Consider the following 17,399-nt stretch of genomic DNA (forward strand, 5'->3'; position numbering starts at 1 on the left):
TTGACACTGTCGCCAAACAACGCGCTTGGCTGGCACAACAATGTCAGGATTATTGCGTGTCTGTCCGTCGTCTCGCTGATGACGGCGCTCTACCTCTTTTCCCTGGGTGCGACCCTGGTTCTGCTATTCACCGTGGCAGAGCTCTCACTATTCACCTACCTCACGTATAGAATCTGCCGGCGATGTGCGAGCCGGGAAATCATTGAGCTTTCGGAGAACGCGGTCACGCTCGAGCGTGGATACCGCCGACTCGAATTCCGCTGTTCAATGGAGAGAATGGCTACGCGTATCGAGGTGGAGCGCGATCGCTGGAAGAACCTGCAGCTGTTTCTGGTCTGCCGTCAGGTGAGGGTGCCCATAGGTGCAGAGCTCAACGAAGCAGACAGAGAACATCTACTCAAACAGCTGCGTGCGCTGGTTGAGAGCTATCAGAATCGTTTTGCCATCCTGTCGTAGTCGACCTTTGCTGGCTCATTATCTTCAGCGATCTGCATGAGGCCGCTAACGCTTGCGACAGTCACACCCGCTTCTCCGAGCAGAGCTAGCTCTTCGCGTAGCACATCAATCGTCTCACGATAAGGATGACCTATGGCGATCGCTGTACCATTCTTTCGCGCCAGACTGATCAATCGTTTGAACTGAAAGCGAATCTGCTCCCGGTCCACGACGTGGTCGAGAAATACATCCCGCTTCATTGCCGGAATATCATGATCCAGCGCCGTCTCCAGCGCCACCGTCTGAGCTGTAGTGCGACTGTCGATGAAGTAGAGTGGGGGTATGCGTGCCTCCCGGATGATGGTCATCACGGCTGACATCGCGCGGCGATCCTGTGTCAGCTGGCTGCCCATGTGGTTATTGACGCCCGATACGAAGGGAATATTGTCTATCGCGTTCTGCAGCGTCGATTTGATCTGCAGATCGCTCATGTCGTCGGTCAATGCGCCCTCGCCAAGCGCCATGCTGTAGATATTCTGCATGGGCATGTGCAACATGATTTCCTTGCCCTGCCGGTGCGCCTCAATGGCGTGGCGGCCGGTCGCGGCACGATATGGCAGGAACGCCAGCGTGAGGGGGGCGTCAAGCGCGATGACATCGAGGCCGTTGCTGTTGTCATGACCCATGTCGTCGATGATGATAGCGATCGCGGGCAGCCGAGCCTCGTCATCGCCAGGGGCTTTCATTTCCAGTGCTGGCGGCGTCTTCGCTGCGACGATCGACGACAAGGCCAGCAACACCAGCCGTGGCGCCCAGAAGCAGCTCAGCCGCGCTGGCAGGCGCCGGTATAGCGATGGCCTTGATAGCTTCATGGACGCTTACTTGAGAATTGTCAGCCCACGCAGCACGTTAATGCCTTCGCGGAGCTGAAAATCCTTGGAGATCATTTCGCTGGCTGCCTTGACATCCTCCTCGCTCATGGCCGAATTCTTGCCCTTCTTGCTGCCGCCGTTTACCAGGTGGCCAGCCAGATCAGCTTCCTTGAAAATCGGTGATGACTGTAGTTCGGTGACCTTGGCTCTATTCACCAGGATGTCCGGCTCGATGCCCAGTGCCTGTATGGAGCGACCGCTTGGCGTATAGTAACGGGCAGTCGTAAGCTTCAGACCATGGGTATCGTCCAGCTGGAGCACGGTTTGCACGCTGCCCTTGCCGAAGGTGTCGGTGCCCAGGATGATCGCGCGGCGGTTATCCTGCAGCGCTCCGGCCACAATCTCCGAAGCAGAGGCCGAGCCCCCATTGATCAGAACCACCACCGGCACGCCTTCCAGAATATCGCCAGGCGTCGCATTGAATCGCAGCTTGGAGCTGCGGATTCGACCATCGGTGTAAACGATCAGGCCATCTTCGAGCAGCGCATCTGAAACTTCCACAGCCGCCTGCAACACGCCACCAGGATTGTTCCGCAAGTCGAGAATGAGCCCCTTGAGCGCTTCCTTTTCTCCCAACGCCTTTTTCAGTCGTTGTACGGCCTTGACGAAGTCGCCACCGGTCTGCGCCTGGAACTGCGTAATCCGGACGTAGCCGACGCCACCGCCCAGCAGCATACGCTTGACGCTGTTTACGGAAATTACGGCACGTTCCACTGCTATCTCAAGTGGACCTTCTTCGCCGTCACGAATGATGGTGAGCTTTACTTCGGAGCCCGGCGCACCGCGCATGGCATCTACCGCCTGGTCGAGGGTCATGCCTTTGACGCTCTGTTCATCCAGCTTGATGATGAGGTCCCCGGCCTCGACGCCCGCTTTCTGCGCTGGCGTGTCGTCGATAGGGGTGATGACCTTGATGAAGCCATCCTCCATGCCAACTTCTATACCGAGGCCACCAAACTCACCGGTAGTACTCTCCTGCAGGCTTTCGAAAGCACTGGGTTCCAGATAGGCGGAGTGAGGGTCGAGGCCCGAGAGCATACCGCGGATCGCGCTGTTGATAAGCGTAGCGTCGTCGACTTCTTCGACGTAGGTCTTCTTGATGCGATCAAAGACTTCGGCGAACTTGCGGATATCATCGACCGGCACAGGGGATGGCGCTGCTCCAACGGTCAATTCGCTATCTGCGGCTGGTGCCTCGGCTGCTGGTACTTCTGCGCCCTCCGATGCCTCTTCGGCGGCATGGGCGATCGGCAGAAGGCAAAAGGCAGCCGAGAGAAGCCATGGGTAGACAGTGCGTGAACTGCATCGTGCAGCCATGACCCGTTGAGCGAATAGCATAGTAATCTTCCTGATATAAGGCTGGACGTGTGCTGCGGGTGGGCGTGATGGAATCATCTCAACCACGGCAGCGGATTCTGGGCTTGGCCATCTTTGCGAATTTCAAAGTATAGACCTGCTTCGGGCCGCCCACCGCTGCTTCCAGAGCTCGCGACGATGTCGCCACTGCGAACCTGACTGCCGGTTTCGGCATACAGCGCCTGGTTATTGCCATAGAGCGTCATAAAACCATCCCCGTGGTCAATAATCAACAGAAGGCCAAAGCCTCGAAGCCAATCGGCAAACACGATACGTCCCTGATGGACGGCATGGACCGGCGAGCTTGGCGGCAAGGTGATGAAAAGCCCATTGCCTTCGCGAAGTGAGGTGCGAAACGCGGGTAGTTTCCAGGCGCTGCCTCTCGAGCCGGTTCTAGCGCCGATGCTGGCCAGTGCCGCGTCGTCCAGCGGCCAGCGGAGACTGCCCTTTCGCTTGGCAAAATCCTCAGACTCGTAAGCCATATCGATTCGCGCCAGTGTCTCATTCATTTCCTTGACGAGAGCACTCAGGGACTTCTGGTCAGCTTTGAGCCGGGCCAGCCGGGACTGCTCACTGCCGACTTCTTTCTTCAGCGTAGCTACCAGCTTCTCACGACGCTGTTGCTCACGCTGCAGTTCCAGGCGCTCACTGGCGAGCTGGGCCCGCGTAGCCTCCAGCTTCGCTGCGGTGCTTTCGACAGCCTTCTGGTTTTGACGGAGTGCTTCAAGCTGATCCTTGTAGTCCAGGAGTTTTTCACGTTCAGCACGGGAATAGTAATTCAGATAGGTCAGCTTTCGCTGAGCAGCGGTGGGATCCTCACTGCCCAGGAGCAGTGCGAGCGCGGGAACCTGACCGGCACGGTGGGCAGCGCGGAGCAGTTCCTCTATACGCGATCGACCGTCCTCAAGGCTTGCCTGTATCTGCGCGCCACTAGCCTGCAGAACATCCATTTCAGTGCGCGAATCTCGCAGCCTTGCATCGAGTTCGCGTAGCGCAACGATCTTGTTGTCTACTGACTTTTCGACAGCTCGCAAGGCCGCTTCATTCGAACTCAGTTTCGACGTGCTGTCTTTCAGTGTGGCCTGGGTGCGCTGAATGGCAGCCTTGAGCGCCTTGAGCTTTTCGGCATCCCTGGCCTGAATCTGCTTGTTGATGGTTTTGACTTCATCAGCATTGAGTGACGCATTCTGAGCGGCCAACGCCGGTGAAAAGGGCGTTAGACCGAGAAGGCCGATCACCAGCGCTGAAAAAGCCAGGCGCAGGCGGCCATAAGCGACGCGGCGAAGCCGCGCCCTGATTTCTGTCAATCGCGGTTTACGCAAGCGGGCGGATAAGCGAATGACCTGACATTTCCTCAGGTTGATCAAGGCCCATGAGCGCAAGCAGAGTAGGTGCGATGTCGCTCAGGCTGCCTTCGGTCAGACTGACCTTCGCGTCGCCGACATACACCAGGGGAACGGGTCCCGTCGTATGCTGTGTGTGGGCTTCACCGCTATGATCGATCATTTCCTCGAGGTTGCCGTGGTCGGCTGTGATGAGACAGTGGCCGTGCATCCGCTCGACTGCAGCGCACACCCGCTGGACGCACACATCGACACACTCGGCGGCCTTCACAGCTGCTTCGAAATTGCCCGTGTGTCCCACCATGTCGCCATTGGCATAGTTGCAGACAATCAGATCGTACTTGCCGGAAACGATGGCGTCACATAGCCGATCAGTCACTTCCGGCGCACTCATCTCGGGTTCGAGGTCATAGGTGGCCACCTGTGGCGAGGGCACAAGGACGCGGTCTTCACCCTTGTACTCATCCTCACGTCCACCGCTGAAAAAGAATGTGACATGAGCGTACTTTTCAGTTTCGGCAATTCGCAATTGGGTCTTGCCCAGCTTCTCCATATATTCGCCGATACCCATATGAATGGCAGAAGGTGGGTAGGCGCATTCGGCATCGATGTCATCAGCGTATTCGGTCAGCGTCACAAAGGTGCCAAGCTTCGGAATCCGGGCTTTCTCGAAGTCTGTCTGCTCCGGGTGCACGAAGGCGCGGCTGAGCTGACGTGCACGGTCTGCCCTGAAGTTCATGAAGATGATGACATCACCGTCCTCTATCCGGCCGTCGGCATCGTTTATGGCCGTAGCTTTGACGAATTCGTCATTCTCGCCCCGCTCGTAGGCAGCTTCGAGGCCAGCCAGCGCATCGGCCGCAGCGTATTCGGCCTTGGCATCCGTGAGCAGGTCATACGCACTCTTGACGCGATCCCAACGGTTGTCACGGTCCATGGCATAGTAGCGGCCAATGATGGTCGCGATACGACCGTCAAACTGCTTGTCGGACGACAGCGTGGCGAGTCTGGACTGCAGCTTTTCGAGCGAGACATCAGCACTGCGTGGCGGGGTGTCGCGGCCATCGAGGAAGGCGTGGGCTCTTAGACGCTTGACGCCTGCAGCTTTGGCTGCATCACACAAGGCAAGGATATGGTCCTCGCTACTGTGCACGCCGCCTGAAGACACCAGGCCGAAGACATGCAGCCTGGAATTGTTCGCCACGGCTTTCTGCAGCGCCTTTCCAATCACGGGATTCTCTGCAAAACCGCCCTCTCTCACATCCTTGTCTATCCGCGTGAGGCTCTGGTACACGGTGCGGCCAGCGCCGAGGTTCATGTGGCCAACCTCGGAATTACCCATCTGACCTTCCGGCAGGCCAACGGCTTCGCCAGAGGTCTGGATCAGCGTGTGGGGACGTTCGTGCCAGATCTTGTCCCAGTAAGGCGTGTAGGCATGAAATATGGCGTTATTGTCAGCTTCATCACGATGACCCCATCCATCCAGTATCAGTAAGACGGCCGGTGTTTTACGAGATTGGGTGTCGGCATGTGTGCTGGAGCCTTGCATGTGAGTCCTTCCTGTGAGGGCTGATCGGCCAATAAGTGTAACGGCCTCGTGGCTGCAGTCAAAGTGACATCAGTGACAGGTCGCCAAGCGGCCGTGGCAGTAAGTTCAGCCAGTATACAACAGACAGCTGCTTCAGCTTGCCGCCAGCTGTGTGTATAATGCCGTCCCTTCGCTTTTCAAAGCTTTTTCTCGTTCGTCTCTTCGAGCCCCGGCCAGGAATATACATGTCCCAGTTTATCGAATTCGTTACCAATAACTGGATACTCTGTTCAGTATTCGTCGGACTGCTGATCGCGTTACTCTTTACTGAAAAGAAGCGCTCAGGCAAAACCCTGTCGCCACAGCAGACCGTCATGCTGTTGAATCGTGACCAGGCGGTTGTCCTGGATGTGCGAGACAAGAAAGAAACTTCGAAGGGTGTCATTACCGGTTCGCATGTCATTCCCTTCACCGCTCTGAAGGACCGTGCAGCTGAACTCAAGAAATTCGGCGAAAAGACCATTGTAGTCGTGGACAAGATGGGCCAGCATTCGGGCAGTGCCGTGAAACTACTGAAAACTGCCGGTTTCACAAATGTTGTGCGGATGGGTGGTGGTATCGTTGAGTGGCAGTCGGCCAATCTACCCCTTGTCCAGGCGAACGGTGGCAAGACCGGCAGTGGCAAGGCCGTTGCCAAGAGCAAGAACAAGTCCTGAATCAGTCTCTGCGGCAGAATTTCCGCGGAGGGCAGTAAACCAGCTATTGGGAGACCATGACATGTCCGCTGAAGTCGTCATTTATACCACGACCTTCTGCCCCTATTGTGTTCGTGCAAAGCAGTTGCTCAAGAGCAAGGGCGCCGAATTCAACGAGATCAAGGTGGATTCCGATGCTGCATTGCGTCGTGAAATGTCAGCTAAGGCTGGTGGCCGCACCAGCGTCCCGCAAATCTGGATCGGCGACAGGCACATCGGTGGCTGTGATGAACTCCATGAGCTGGCCAGAGCAGGGGAGCTAGACGCTCTGCTGGCTGGCCGCTAACCATAAAAAACCACGAGTACAGTAGATAAGGAAACAATGATATGGCAGATGAACAGGGCCAGGCAGCTGCGAACGCCAGTGGCAAGAAGCAGCCTTCATTCGCGCTGCAGCGAATCTATCTGAAGGATCTCTCCTTCGAATCGCCCAGCTCGCCCGGCGTTTTCGGTCAGGACTGGAAGCCAGCGGTCAATCTCGATCTGAATACTGAGAACAAACAGTTGAATGACAGTCAGTGGGAAGTCGTGCTGACACTCACCGTCACAGCCAAGGTTGGTGACAACACTGCATTCCTGGTGGAGATCCAGCAAGGCGGTGTGTTCATGATCGAAGGTCTCGAGCCTCAGCAGCTTGCACAGACGCTCGGCGCGTTCTGTCCGAATATTCTTTTCCCGTATGCGCGTGAGACCATCGATTCACTCGTCGTGAAGGGCAGCTTTCCGGCCCTCATGTTGCAGCCTGTCAACTTCGATGCCATTTTTGCTGATGCCGTTCGTCGCAAGCAGGCAGAAGCTCAGGGTGCCGCATCGGGCAATGGTGCTGAAGGCGGTACCCACTAAGGGCTACAGCCATCTGGCGCTTTCAGGGCTGCTTGTGCCCTGGGGGCGCCCATTAACTTCTAGAACAGTTGTCAAGTCCAGTTTACCAAAGATAACAGCATTTTTTGTGCCTTTTTCTCGCCGTAGATAGTAAAGCCCTAATTATCAATAGCTTGTACAGCGTTGCCCCGGCCCTTTAACGGCTGTTTCGGCCTGAGCTCATTTGACATGTGCTGCTAAAACCTGTTTCATACGTCGCGTTCTGAAAATGTAGCAATCGGACAGGAGCAGGATGACAGTTACTGAGCGTTTAAAAAGTAATGCCCCAGAGCAGTCGGACATCACGCTCCGGGAACCTCGCGCAGAGGATGGTTCCTCTGTATTCGACTTGATAAGTCTGTGTCCCCCTCTTGATACGAACTCGATGTACTGCAATCTTCTGCAGGCCTCGCATTTTGCCGGCACATCCGTTGCCGCAGTTCGTAATGACGTTTTGTGCGGATTCATATCCGGGTATTTGATACCGAACCGACCCAACGTGCTGTTCATCTGGCAGGTTGCAGTCCACGAAAGCGCCCGCGGCCAGAAGCTGGCCAGTCGCATGCTCGAAGAGATTCTTGGCCGCCCTCAGTGCCGCCAGGTCACCGAGCTGCAAACCACGATCACTAAAAACAACGAAGCGTCCTGGAGCCTTTTTCAGCGGCTCGCAAAGACACTCGACGCCCCGTTAAACACCACGGTGATGTTTGATCGTCAGAAACACTTCGATGATCGCCATGACACCGAGATGCTGGTAAGCATCGGACCTTTCGCGCTTTAGTCGCACCTCAAGTCGGCAGGCCTCCACTGGCCTGCAGGATCATCTTTGATCCGTTCATGAAGAAGCTGCGAATAATAGAGCCAGCACTTTCATGAGCGACAGAATGAATGGATAGGAGTTCTTTATGAAAATTTTCGAAGAAATCGAATCAGAAGTCAGATCGTACGGACGATCCTTCCCGCGCCTTTTCAACCGCGCCAAAGCAGAATTTCTCTACGATAACGAAAACAACGAGTACCTCGACTTTCTCGCAGGTGCCGGCACACTGAACTACGGCCACAACAACGATATCCTGAAAGAGAAGCTGGTCGAGTACATCCTCGCGGATGGCATCACTCACAGCCTGGATCTTTACACAGTAGCCAAGGCCGAGTTTCTCAAGACCTTCAACGAGAAGATCCTCAAGCCGCGTGGCCTGGACTATGTAGTTCAGTTTACTGGACCTACTGGTACCAATGCCGTTGAAGCAGCGATGAAGCTGGCTCGTACCGTGACTGGCCGTCAAAATATCATTTCCTTCACCAATGGCTTTCATGGCGTAAGTCTTGGTGCACTGGCGGTGACCGGCAATTCTCACCATCGTGGTGCAGCCGGTATCGGCCTTGGCGGGACCAGCCGCGTGCCTTACGACGAGTACCTCGGGGAAGGTTTCGACACCACTGAATATCTCGACAAGGTACTGTCAGATTCCAGCAGCGGTATCGACAAGCCCGCTGCGGTCATTGTTGAAACTGTTCAGGGTGAAGGCGGTATCAACGCTGCCAGTGCTGACTGGCTTCGCAGTCTGCAGGCAGTCTGCCGCAAGCATGACGTGCTTATGATCGTCGATGACATCCAGGCGGGCTGTGGTCGAACGGGCACCTTCTTCAGCTTCGAGGAAGCCGGTCTTGATCCTGATATGGTCACCATGTCCAAGTCACTCTCAGGCTATGGGCTGCCATTTGCCGTCGTACTGTTCCGACCAGAGCTCGACCAGTGGAAGCCAGGTGAGCACAATGGCACTTTCCGTGGAAACAACCTTGCTTTCGTTACGGCGAAGGCTGCGATCGACCACTACTGGTCTGATGATAAGTTCTCCAAGGAATGTGTTCGCAAGGGCGAGTACATGACCAAGCGTCTGAACGCCATTGTTGCCAAGTATGGTGAAGGCAACTTCACGGCCTGTGGACGCGGCATGTTCCAGGGCATCAACTGTGTGAACGGCGAAATCGCCGGCAAGATTACAAAGCGCTCGTTCCAGAAAGGTCTGATGATCGAAACCAGTGGTGCCGATGATCACGTCGTCAAGCTGCTTTGCCCCTTGGTCATCACCGATGAAAACCTTGCCAAGGGCATCGATATCCTTGAAGAGTCTGTGAAGGAAATTTGTCACGCGGAAGATTCCATTCCGGAAGAGGAAGTCTTCTTCGAGTCGCAGCAGCAGGATAAGCCAGATACCCTCAAAGCAGTTAGCTGAGTGCCGCACTCACTAATGGGAGAATCAGTATGATCGTTAGAAATCTAGAAGACGCCGAGAAGGGCAATCGTCGCATAGTGTCGCCCGATGGCAACTGGGAAAGCACCCGTATGCTGCTCAAGGGTGACAAGATGGGCTTTTCCTTCCACATCACGACTATCTATGCGGGTGCCGACTTCGGCATCCACTATCAGAATCATCTGGAATCGGTGTATTGCATTTCAGGTGAGGGCGAGGTGGAAACGGTAGAAGATGGCGTGGTTCATCCAATCAAGCCTGGCACACTGTATATCTTGGACAAGAATGACAAGCATATCCTGCGCGCGTTCAAGGAAATGAAGATGGCTTGCGTCTTCAACCCACCTTTGTCCGGTAAGGAAGTTCATAACGCTGAAGGCGCTTATGAGCTTGAAGCAGAAGCCGTAGAAGGCTGAAACTTGTTAGCTGGCGCCAGTGAAATCGAGCTGGCGCCAGGCCTCATAGCTGACGATGGCCACGGCATTGGAGAGATTCAGGCTGCGGTTATTCGGCATCATGGGGATTCGCAAGCGCTGCTCTTCCGGTTGCGCTTGCAATATCTCTGGTGGAAGGCCACTGGTTTCCGATCCGAACAGTAGAATATCCCCCGCACGATAGCTCACACTAGTGTGTGATCGCATGCCCTTCGTAGTAATCGCGAACAATCGCCGTTCCCCCAAGGCTGCCCCAAAGGCTTCGAAATCGCGATGTACCGTCAGGTTGTCGAGATCTCTATAATCCAGGCCTGCCCGGCGCAACTTGCGTTCTTCCAGCACAAAGCCCATACGGCCTATGATATGCAGTTTGCAGCCATTGTTGGCCGCGAGCCGCATGATGTTGCCTGTGTTCGGCGCGATCTGCGGCTCGTATAGGGCTATATGAAACATTGTGCCTACTTGCTGTGCTCGCTGGCACGCTCGACGGCGAGGGCAACGCCCATGCCACCGCCGATGCAGAGGGTGGCGAGACCTTTTTTCGCATCCCGTCGCAGCATCTCATGAATGAGAGTCACGGTGATGCGGCAGCCAGACGCGCCAATAGGATGGCCAAGCGCTATTGCGCCACCGTTGACGTTGATGCGGTCCACATCCCAACCCAAGGTCTTGTTAACAGCCATGGCCTGCGCAGCGAATGCTTCATTGGCTTCAACGAGATCGAGTTCATCGAGTGTCCATCCAGCACGTGATAAACAGCGCCTGGTGGCCGGAATCGGTCCGGTGCCCATGATGGATGGATCAACACCGGCGCTGCTGAAGGCGGCTATCTTCACCAGTGGCTTCAGGCCCAGCTCGGCAGCTTTGTCAGCGCTCATCATGAGTACGACAGCCGCGCCGTCGTTCAAAGAGGATGCGTTGCCAGCGGTAACCAGGCCTTCTTTCTTGAACGCCGCTTTCAGGCGCGCAAGGCTGAGTGCATCGGCGTCAGCGCGTGGCCCCTCGTCTCTATTCACTGTGAGCGGATCGCCCTTGCGCTGCGGAATTTCTATGCCGACGATCTCGTCGTCAAATCGTCCGGCTTCCTGTGCCGCGACCGCCTTTCGGTGCGAAGCTTCGGCAAAAGCATCCAGCTCTTCACGATTGAACTGGTATTGCTCTGCCACGTTTTCTGCAGTGATGCCCATATGGTACTGGTTGAAGGCATCCCACAAGCCATCCTTGATCATGGAGTCGACGAGCTCCCAGTTGCCAAGGCGCTGTCCCTGGCGTGACTTCGGCAGGAGGTGAGGGGACAGGCTCATGTTTTCCTGGCCGCCGGCGAATACGATGTCCGCTTCGCCAGTTGCAATGGCCTGGGACGCCAGGCCGATGGCCTTGAGTCCGCTGCCGCAAACCTTATTGATGGTCATTGCCGAAACTGTGTCGGGTAGTCCGGCCACCAAGGCCGCCTGTCGTGCAGGATTCTGACCGCAGCCGGCGGTGAGGACCTGACCGAGGATCACCTCATCCACACTCTCTGGCTTCAGGCCGGTGGACTTCAGGATATCACGAAGCACGGCAGCGCCCAGCTCGTGCGCGGGCACGCTTGAGAGGGCACCGTTGAAAGCACCGATCGCTGTTCGTTTGGCCGCTACGATTACGACCTCTCTGTACTGGCTCATGATCCTGTCTCCTGACCTGGCTGGAATGCTGCTGGCGCTGTGCGCAATGAGTACGGCAGTCTACTGCAGCCATGGAGCGAGGCCAATGGCGACGGCAGCAAATTGCCACATCTGGTGCACTTCAATCTGGAGCTCTGATCAAGCCTCTGATTTCAAAGGTGTCTGCAACACCTTGCGGGTGTGGCATGAATCTTTCATGCACTTGGTTCTGCGTCAAAGCTCTGGCGAACATACTGGAAGTGTACTTATGAAAAGATGCCCGACTCTCCTAGGCTCATGTGCCATATTGGCCGCACTGTTACTTAGCGCCTGCGAAAGTGGCCCAGGCTGGCTGTATCACACACATGATTCAGGCAACGGCAATGTTCAGGTCAGGCCTGAAGGCGTCGCTGCACCCGAAACGCTCGAACCAATCATCATCAGGGCCAGCGGCTATGGCACCTATGAGCATGCGTCCGATGCAAGGTCGCAGCGCAAGCGCCTGTTAGCCATGCGAGCTTCCAAGCTTGACGCCTATCGTGCCTTGGCTGAGCGTATCTATGGCACATCAATTACAGGATCATCGAGCGTCAATGATCTGGTGCTGCAACACGATAGCTTTCGTACACTGGTTGATTCGGTCGTACGCGGAGCGAGAGTCCTGAGCACAACCGAACTGTCTGGTGGCGGCTATGAGACCCTTATGGAAGTTTCGCTGGACGGCCGCTTTCAGCGCTGCCTCACCAGCCTCAACTACTTCCGATACGACGCCGACTGTCGTCTGCCTTTACCGGCAGCAGATCCAGGATTGACGAGTTATAGCACCGTTACCGTCCCAGGCGAAGACTGGCGTTTTGCCGATAGCAGTACTTCGTTGGATGCGAATCTGCCTGTGCAGGCGAGAAACGTTCAAGAGCCGCAAATTGCTCAAGAGCCACAGGCTAGCCGAAGTGTCCGGCCGGCTACAGCAGAAGGTAGGAAGCGACTGGTTGAATCCGCGCGCAAGGGCAGCGGGCTCTATGCGCCGGCAGCAGACAGACAACAGGGCGAGTAGGCCATGCATTTCAGTAAGCGATCTCTTTGCGTTGGTGCAACTGCGTTTGGGCTTGTACTCGGTGCTGTGCCAGTCATGGCCGGGCAGGCCGAGCTTCAGGCTGCAAGCCGTGAGACATCGGCACCCGCTCTGGTGACTGAAGCGTCCAGTGTCCAACTCCCGTTGCAGCAGAAACTCGCCAGAGGCCAGCTTAAAACCGGCGTCCTGCAGTGGCAGGGTAATGGTGCCTGGGTGCGCGCTATCGGCGAGGCGGCGGTAATCGGCGGTGACGTGCAGGCTGCAAGAGCTGCCGCGCAAAAAGATGCGCTGCGAAATGCGGCATTGTCCTATGAAGCGGATATTACAAGTTCAGAGACCGTTGAGGCCGGGCGACTGCTGTCGTCCAAGACGACGCTGTCGACCAGAGCTCGTGCCACGCAAGTGGTCTGGAATGATGAGCAGCTTGTTAATGACACCATACTGATGGCAGTGGAAGCCTTTATGCAACCGCTGCCGCTATGCCCTGCCGAGGCGAGTCAGAGCGCGCATCTACGACGTTCAGTGGCTGTCACGGGTTTTCAGATCGATGATCTGCCAGATGCCGGTCTGGGCCGCCTGGACGATCTTCAGCGTAGTTTTCCTGCTCGCATAGGCCAGTTCCTGAAGAGTTCCGAGCGGCTCGATCCTGTGTTGGTTACCGACATCAATGTGCTTGGAGACCTGCGCAATGCGCCGGCTACCAATGAGCATGGCATTGGCCCCCAGCAAAGTCTTGGACTGGCAGAGGACTTTGGCACACAATTCATAGTCTCCGGCCTGATCCGACGCATGGATGTCGAATCGCCTGATGCCTATAGCAACTCCGTCTATACCAATGTGCGCGATCTGCTCGGCAAGACTAACAAGCAGCGCTGGTTCGAAGCCGATCTGTTCATTCACGACGGGTTCAGTGGTGCGCTGATCTTTCAGCAGCGGTATCAGGTTCAGGGACGCTACGATGCGGACGCAGAAGTTGCGCTGCAGCTGGATGATGCCGCCTTCCTCAAGATGCCCTATGGTCAGGCCGTGCTCAGTGTGGCGCGTCAGATGGCTGCAGATGTCGAAGCCAATACAGCCTGTCAGCCCTTCATGGCGCGAATTGCCGGTCTCGACGACAAGCGTGTGATTCTGAAGAAGGGGAGTGTGACCGGCATTCGTCCAGGGGACCGTTTTCAGGTCTATCGCTCCCGAGAGCTCTACATGGATGGTGAGATGCTGGGGCGTGAGCTACTGGACCTGAAGCTTGTGGCCAATGTGTCGCATGTTCAGCCCCAGTTTTCATTAGCCACTCTACCGGCCGACCCTGGCCGGTATAACGTGCAGAAAGGTGACGTACTTATCTTCTGGTAAGCGGACTTACATGATCTGCTTGGAAACGACTTCAGACAGATCGCTTTCTTCGCCATTGAGATCCACCGTTGCGACAGCAAAATGATGCTCGCCGCTCGGGAGGCCGTTAAGCTCATAGCTCAGTAGCGACGATTCTACCTTGTAATCGCGACCTATGCTGCCATCTGCGTTGCTGTGGTAAATCCTGTATGCAGCAATATCAGTAGCTGACAAGGCGCTGCCATCAACACGCTTGGCTGGCGCGGTCCAGGATAATCTGGCGCTACGGTCCACAGCGACTGTCAGGTTCGCCGCATGAGTTGTTGCTGAGGCCTTGCCGCTGGTGATTACCACATCATAGCTGCCGCTATCAGCCATAACGGCGTTGTTGATAGTGAAGCTTGAGCGTACCGCATTCGCGATAGGCTTGCCGTCCTTGCGCCACTGATACTTGATAATGCCTTTTGACGTGGCGCTTGTATTCATGGTCACGCTTTTATCAAGGAATACAGTCTGCGAGACGGGGTGGAGTGATATGTCCACCTTGCCACCGATATTCTTCTTGCTGGCCGTGTCGCCAACGGAATGTTGGGAACCAGAACCCGCCACCGAGCTATCTGAATCCTTCGTAGACTGCTCATAGCAACCCTGCAGGCCCAGTACAGCAACTAACATGCTGCCGGTGAATAGTCTGTTGAATGATATGAAAGTCATAACTGCCACCCTAAAACTGTTCTCGATAACGTTGAGATCAGTCTATGTTCAGGTGCTGGCTTTCACTGGAATGCCGTCACTTTTAGGGCATCAAAACCGTCAACTAATTGTCATCTGACTATTAAGTGCTCGATAATTTGCGCTGGTTCACAAAAAGTCGCTTAGAGTATGCGTTTCGTGACTACTGCTGAGAGTGTGCTCTCCATGCCATTTATATCGACGGTGGCGATGGCGAAGTGGTGGGCGCCACGGGGCAGGTTGTCCAGTTCGAATCGCTGCTGGCTCGGATCGACTTCGTAGTCTCGTCCAATGCTGCCATCGTCGTTGCTGTGATAGATACGATAGGCAGCAATTTCCTCCTCAGATAGCGGTGTGCCGTCAGCACGCTTGGCCGGCGGGGCCCATGAGAGGCTCGCGCTGCGGTCCGCTTCGATAGTGATATGGGCAGTGCGCGACATAACGATTCGCTGGCCACTGATGACAATGACCTCATACCTACCAGCATCTGCTGCAGTAGCGCTCGCCACGGTATAGCTTGCGCGTACAGCGTTGCGGATCACTCGACCATTTTTTCGCCACTGGTAGCGAAGCGTTTTGTTGCCAGTCGCGCTGACATTGAGCGTAAAGCTCGTTGTAGGTGCCACTGCCTGCGACATGGGGTGAAGCGAGATCGTCACCGAATCGCGTTGCGGGATAGCAGTGGGGCTGTTCATGTTGCTGGCTTTAGCCGCAGAGTCAGTGCTGGTTGATGCGCCTGCGCCACTGTTGCTTGTATGACCGGGAGCGGTGTTGCTTTGCTGACCTGAGCTCGTGGTGGCCGTGTTACCTGAACCCGCCTCAGTTTGGTTAGCTGGGCTCGTGTTAGCTGTGTTGTCTGAGTCATCGCTGGGCTGATTGCTTGAGCCCGCGCTGCTTGCATCATCCGCCCCAGCACCGGTGTTATTGCCAGAATCGGTGATGGCGTCATTAGCGCCCGGCGTAGTCTGCTCATAGCAACCCTGGAGGTTGAAAAGCGCAATAAAGACGAGTGTGGAGAAGAATCGGGTGAGTGATATGAGGTTCATACTGCCATCCTTGATTACATTTCCTTAACAGGCGGGCAGTCTACGATGAGCAGAAATTCGTATAGCGACGGGCGTCACTTTTATGGATATAAAATCAGCGGGATTACGTCAAAATACGTATGAATGTATGAAACTGAGAGGCGTCTCACACTTCTGGTTTGGCGAGGATTAGACAGCTTAAAAATCATGAACTACCGCGGAGCGGATAACGGAGATATGAGCGGCAGCGGGCCTGTCGCATCTGCCCGCTAATACCGTCGCCACCTCTTCTGCTAACTGCGTGCGATAGTCTGTATAGTGCCGATCATGGCTCTAAGGCCATTGCCTCGAGTAGGGCTCAGATGATTCAGTAGCCCAAGCTCGTCAAAGACAGCGTGAAGATCAGCATCGGCCACTTGCTTGGCTTTCTGCTCATTGGTAGCCAGCATGACGATAGCAGCGAGACCTTTGACGATATGCGCGTCGCTATCAATCAATACTCGTAATATATCGGACTGCTCGTCCCGAGTAGCGAGATACCAGACCTGACTCTGGCAGCCGAAAATCTGATTGTCCTCCGTACGTGCTACTTCAGGAATGGCTGGCGATTTTCGACCAAGCTCGATGATGTAGCCGTAGCGATCCTCCCAGTCTTCGAGAAACTCAAAGTTTTCCTTCACTTCAGCCAGGGTCAGCTCGGAACCGAGCGGGTTCTTCGCCAGTAACTCATCCAGTTGCGCTTTATCGAGACTCATCAAAGCATTCCAAGTTCAAGCTTGGCCACTTCAGACATGCGATCATTGTCCCATGGCGGATCGAAGATCATCTTCACGTCGACTCTGTCGACATTGGGCACCATCGATACCTTGGATTTTACGTCGTCAGCGATCACAGGTCCCATGCCGCAGCCTGGGGCGGTAAGCGTCATATCAATTTCGACAATGTTTTCATCGCCTGTCTGCTGAATCTCCATCCGGTAGATCAGACCAAGGTCGACAATATTTACAGGGATTTCAGGATCGTATACGGCGGCGAGAGCGTCCCAGACATGAGCTTCGCTGACTTCGCCTTCTACAGGTTCTGAAAACTCAAAATCAAACACGCTCTTGCCAAGCGCGTCCGCATCTTTCGCTTCGATTCGGGCCATGTTGCCGTTGTAGACGATGGTGAAACTACCGCCGAGCGCCTGTGTAATCGTCACGAATACATCGGCAGGCACTTCGATTTCAGTACCATCAGGCACCTGCCTTGCGATACAGGGCCGCTTGGTAAGAACGACTTCACGCTCCAGTGCCATCCGTTTACTCCGTTACAAGGGTGTCGGTGGTGAAGCTTTCACCGCAGCCACAAGAAGCGCCTGCATTGGGGTTGTGGAAGCGAAACATTGAGTTCAGCCCCTGCTTGACGAAATCGACGGTGGTGCCGCTGAGCACCGGGAGCGCCTGCCGGCTGACGACGACGCGTGTGCCTTCGAAGTCGAAAACCTCATCCTCGTCATTGATCGAATCCGCAACATCGACCACGTACATGTAGCCGGAGCAGCCACTCATCTTCACGCCAATCCTGAAAGCCGCAGCCGTGGGGTGCTGCTGCATCTGCGAGGCGATATGCCGTCTAGCGCTGTCGGTCAACTCGAGGGCGGCCCCGCGGGCGCTGGGCTCAACCGTATTTACCTGTGCAGTCATGGCGTTACCTTCCC

At 55.6% G+C, this 17,399-nt stretch carries 20 protein-coding genes; 9 read left to right on the forward strand and 11 right to left on the reverse strand.

Annotation, left to right across the window (positions count from 1 at the left end; all coding sequences use genetic code 11):
* Positions 1-456, forward strand: a complete 456-nt coding sequence (locus tag ACH3PB_RS20255) for a DUF2244 domain-containing protein (RefSeq protein ID WP_416397298.1) — start codon at positions 1-3, stop codon at positions 454-456.
* On the opposite strand, the gene ACH3PB_RS20260 is transcribed toward ACH3PB_RS20255, so the two are convergent.
* Genes ACH3PB_RS20260 through gpmI form a run of 4 tightly spaced genes read right to left on the reverse strand, consistent with a single transcriptional unit; the run spans position 429 to position 5,615 of the window.
* The gene (locus ACH3PB_RS20260; protein WP_416397299.1) at positions 429-1,307 is read right to left on the reverse strand and encodes a divergent polysaccharide deacetylase family protein; all 879 of its coding nucleotides are present in this window, start codon (positions 1,305-1,307) and stop codon (positions 429-431) included. The genes ACH3PB_RS20255 and ACH3PB_RS20260 overlap by 28 nt on opposite strands.
* 6 nt (positions 1,308-1,313) lie before the next feature.
* The gene (locus ACH3PB_RS20265; protein ID WP_416397300.1) at positions 1,314-2,705 is read right to left on the reverse strand and encodes a S41 family peptidase; all 1,392 of its coding nucleotides are present in this window, start codon (positions 2,703-2,705) and stop codon (positions 1,314-1,316) included.
* Positions 2,706-2,758: 53 nt separating this feature from the next.
* Complete coding sequence (locus tag ACH3PB_RS20270) at positions 2,759-4,030, reverse strand: murein hydrolase activator EnvC family protein (RefSeq protein WP_416397301.1); 1,272 nt, start codon at positions 4,028-4,030, stop codon at positions 2,759-2,761.
* A gap of 7 nt (positions 4,031-4,037) precedes the next feature.
* The gene (gpmI, locus tag ACH3PB_RS20275) at positions 4,038-5,615 is read right to left on the reverse strand and encodes a 2,3-bisphosphoglycerate-independent phosphoglycerate mutase (RefSeq protein ID WP_416397302.1); all 1,578 of its coding nucleotides are present in this window, start codon (positions 5,613-5,615) and stop codon (positions 4,038-4,040) included.
* Between the two features lie 224 nt (positions 5,616-5,839).
* Here gpmI and ACH3PB_RS20280 point away from each other — a divergent pair, with 224 nt between their 5' ends.
* The 6 genes from ACH3PB_RS20280 to ACH3PB_RS20305 all read left to right on the forward strand — a co-directional run bounded on the left by ACH3PB_RS20280 (position 5,840) and on the right by ACH3PB_RS20305 (position 9,881).
* Positions 5,840-6,310 (forward strand): rhodanese-like domain-containing protein, encoded by a 471-nt coding sequence (locus tag ACH3PB_RS20280; RefSeq protein WP_416397303.1) that lies wholly within the window; start codon positions 5,840-5,842, stop codon positions 6,308-6,310.
* 61 nt (positions 6,311-6,371) lie between these two features.
* Positions 6,372-6,635, forward strand: coding sequence for a glutaredoxin 3 (gene grxC / locus ACH3PB_RS20285; RefSeq protein WP_416397304.1), 264 nt, complete (start codon positions 6,372-6,374; stop codon positions 6,633-6,635).
* A gap of 41 nt (positions 6,636-6,676) precedes the next feature.
* Positions 6,677-7,192, forward strand: a complete 516-nt coding sequence (gene secB, locus ACH3PB_RS20290) for a protein-export chaperone SecB (protein ID WP_416397305.1) — start codon at positions 6,677-6,679, stop codon at positions 7,190-7,192.
* A 271-nt stretch (positions 7,193-7,463) separates the two neighbouring features.
* Positions 7,464-7,991, forward strand: a complete 528-nt coding sequence (gene ectA / locus ACH3PB_RS20295; RefSeq protein ID WP_416397306.1) for a diaminobutyrate acetyltransferase — start codon at positions 7,464-7,466, stop codon at positions 7,989-7,991.
* Positions 7,992-8,115: 124 nt separating this feature from the next.
* Positions 8,116-9,447 carry a diaminobutyrate--2-oxoglutarate transaminase gene (ectB, locus tag ACH3PB_RS20300; protein ID WP_416397307.1) on the forward strand — a complete coding sequence of 444 codons (1,332 nt, stop codon included), beginning with the start codon at positions 8,116-8,118 and terminating at the stop codon, positions 9,445-9,447.
* Positions 9,448-9,476: 29 nt separating this feature from the next.
* Positions 9,477-9,881 carry an ectoine synthase gene (locus ACH3PB_RS20305; protein ID WP_416397308.1) on the forward strand — a complete coding sequence of 135 codons (405 nt, stop codon included), beginning with the start codon at positions 9,477-9,479 and terminating at the stop codon, positions 9,879-9,881.
* 6 nt (positions 9,882-9,887) lie between these two features.
* Here ACH3PB_RS20305 and ACH3PB_RS20310 read toward each other — a convergent pair whose 3' ends face one another.
* Together ACH3PB_RS20310 and ACH3PB_RS20315 are read right to left on the reverse strand one after the other, a co-directional pair.
* Complete coding sequence (locus tag ACH3PB_RS20310; RefSeq protein WP_416397309.1) at positions 9,888-10,352, reverse strand: tRNA (cytidine(34)-2'-O)-methyltransferase; 465 nt, start codon at positions 10,350-10,352, stop codon at positions 9,888-9,890.
* Positions 10,353-10,357: 5 nt separating this feature from the next.
* Positions 10,358-11,563 carry an acetyl-CoA C-acetyltransferase gene (locus ACH3PB_RS20315; RefSeq protein WP_416397310.1) on the reverse strand — a complete coding sequence of 402 codons (1,206 nt, stop codon included), beginning with the start codon at positions 11,561-11,563 and terminating at the stop codon, positions 10,358-10,360.
* 286 nt (positions 11,564-11,849) lie between these two features.
* On the opposite strand from ACH3PB_RS20315, the gene ACH3PB_RS20320 reads away from it, so the two are divergent.
* Both ACH3PB_RS20320 and ACH3PB_RS20325 read left to right on the forward strand, forming a co-directional pair.
* Positions 11,850-12,596 (forward strand): LPP20 family lipoprotein, encoded by a 747-nt coding sequence (locus tag ACH3PB_RS20320; RefSeq protein WP_416397311.1) that lies wholly within the window; start codon positions 11,850-11,852, stop codon positions 12,594-12,596.
* A 3-nt stretch (positions 12,597-12,599) separates the two neighbouring features.
* Positions 12,600-13,964 (forward strand): flagellar assembly protein T N-terminal domain-containing protein, encoded by a 1,365-nt coding sequence (locus ACH3PB_RS20325; protein WP_416397312.1) that lies wholly within the window; start codon positions 12,600-12,602, stop codon positions 13,962-13,964.
* A gap of 6 nt (positions 13,965-13,970) precedes the next feature.
* On the opposite strand, the gene ACH3PB_RS20330 is transcribed toward ACH3PB_RS20325, so the two are convergent.
* From ACH3PB_RS20330 to ACH3PB_RS20350, 5 genes are all read right to left on the reverse strand, one after another.
* Positions 13,971-14,657 carry a hypothetical protein gene (locus tag ACH3PB_RS20330; protein WP_416397313.1) on the reverse strand — a complete coding sequence of 229 codons (687 nt, stop codon included), beginning with the start codon at positions 14,655-14,657 and terminating at the stop codon, positions 13,971-13,973.
* 161 nt (positions 14,658-14,818) lie between these two features.
* Positions 14,819-15,721, reverse strand: coding sequence for an immunoglobulin domain-containing protein (locus tag ACH3PB_RS20335; protein ID WP_416397314.1), 903 nt, complete (start codon positions 15,719-15,721; stop codon positions 14,819-14,821).
* A 272-nt stretch (positions 15,722-15,993) separates the two neighbouring features.
* Positions 15,994-16,455, reverse strand: a complete 462-nt coding sequence (locus ACH3PB_RS20340; RefSeq protein ID WP_416397315.1) for a SufE family protein — start codon at positions 16,453-16,455, stop codon at positions 15,994-15,996.
* Positions 16,455-16,997 (reverse strand): putative Fe-S cluster assembly protein SufT, encoded by a 543-nt coding sequence (gene sufT, locus ACH3PB_RS20345; protein WP_416397316.1) that lies wholly within the window; start codon positions 16,995-16,997, stop codon positions 16,455-16,457. Before sufT ends, ACH3PB_RS20340 begins: the two co-directional genes overlap by 1 nt.
* A gap of 4 nt (positions 16,998-17,001) precedes the next feature.
* Positions 17,002-17,385, reverse strand: a complete 384-nt coding sequence (locus ACH3PB_RS20350) for a HesB/IscA family protein (RefSeq protein ID WP_416397317.1) — start codon at positions 17,383-17,385, stop codon at positions 17,002-17,004.
* Between the last annotated feature and the right edge of the window lie 14 nt (positions 17,386-17,399).

This window comes from Allohahella sp. A8 (assembly GCF_047946665.1).
GTDB lineage: Bacteria > Pseudomonadota > Gammaproteobacteria > Pseudomonadales > Oleiphilaceae > Allohahella.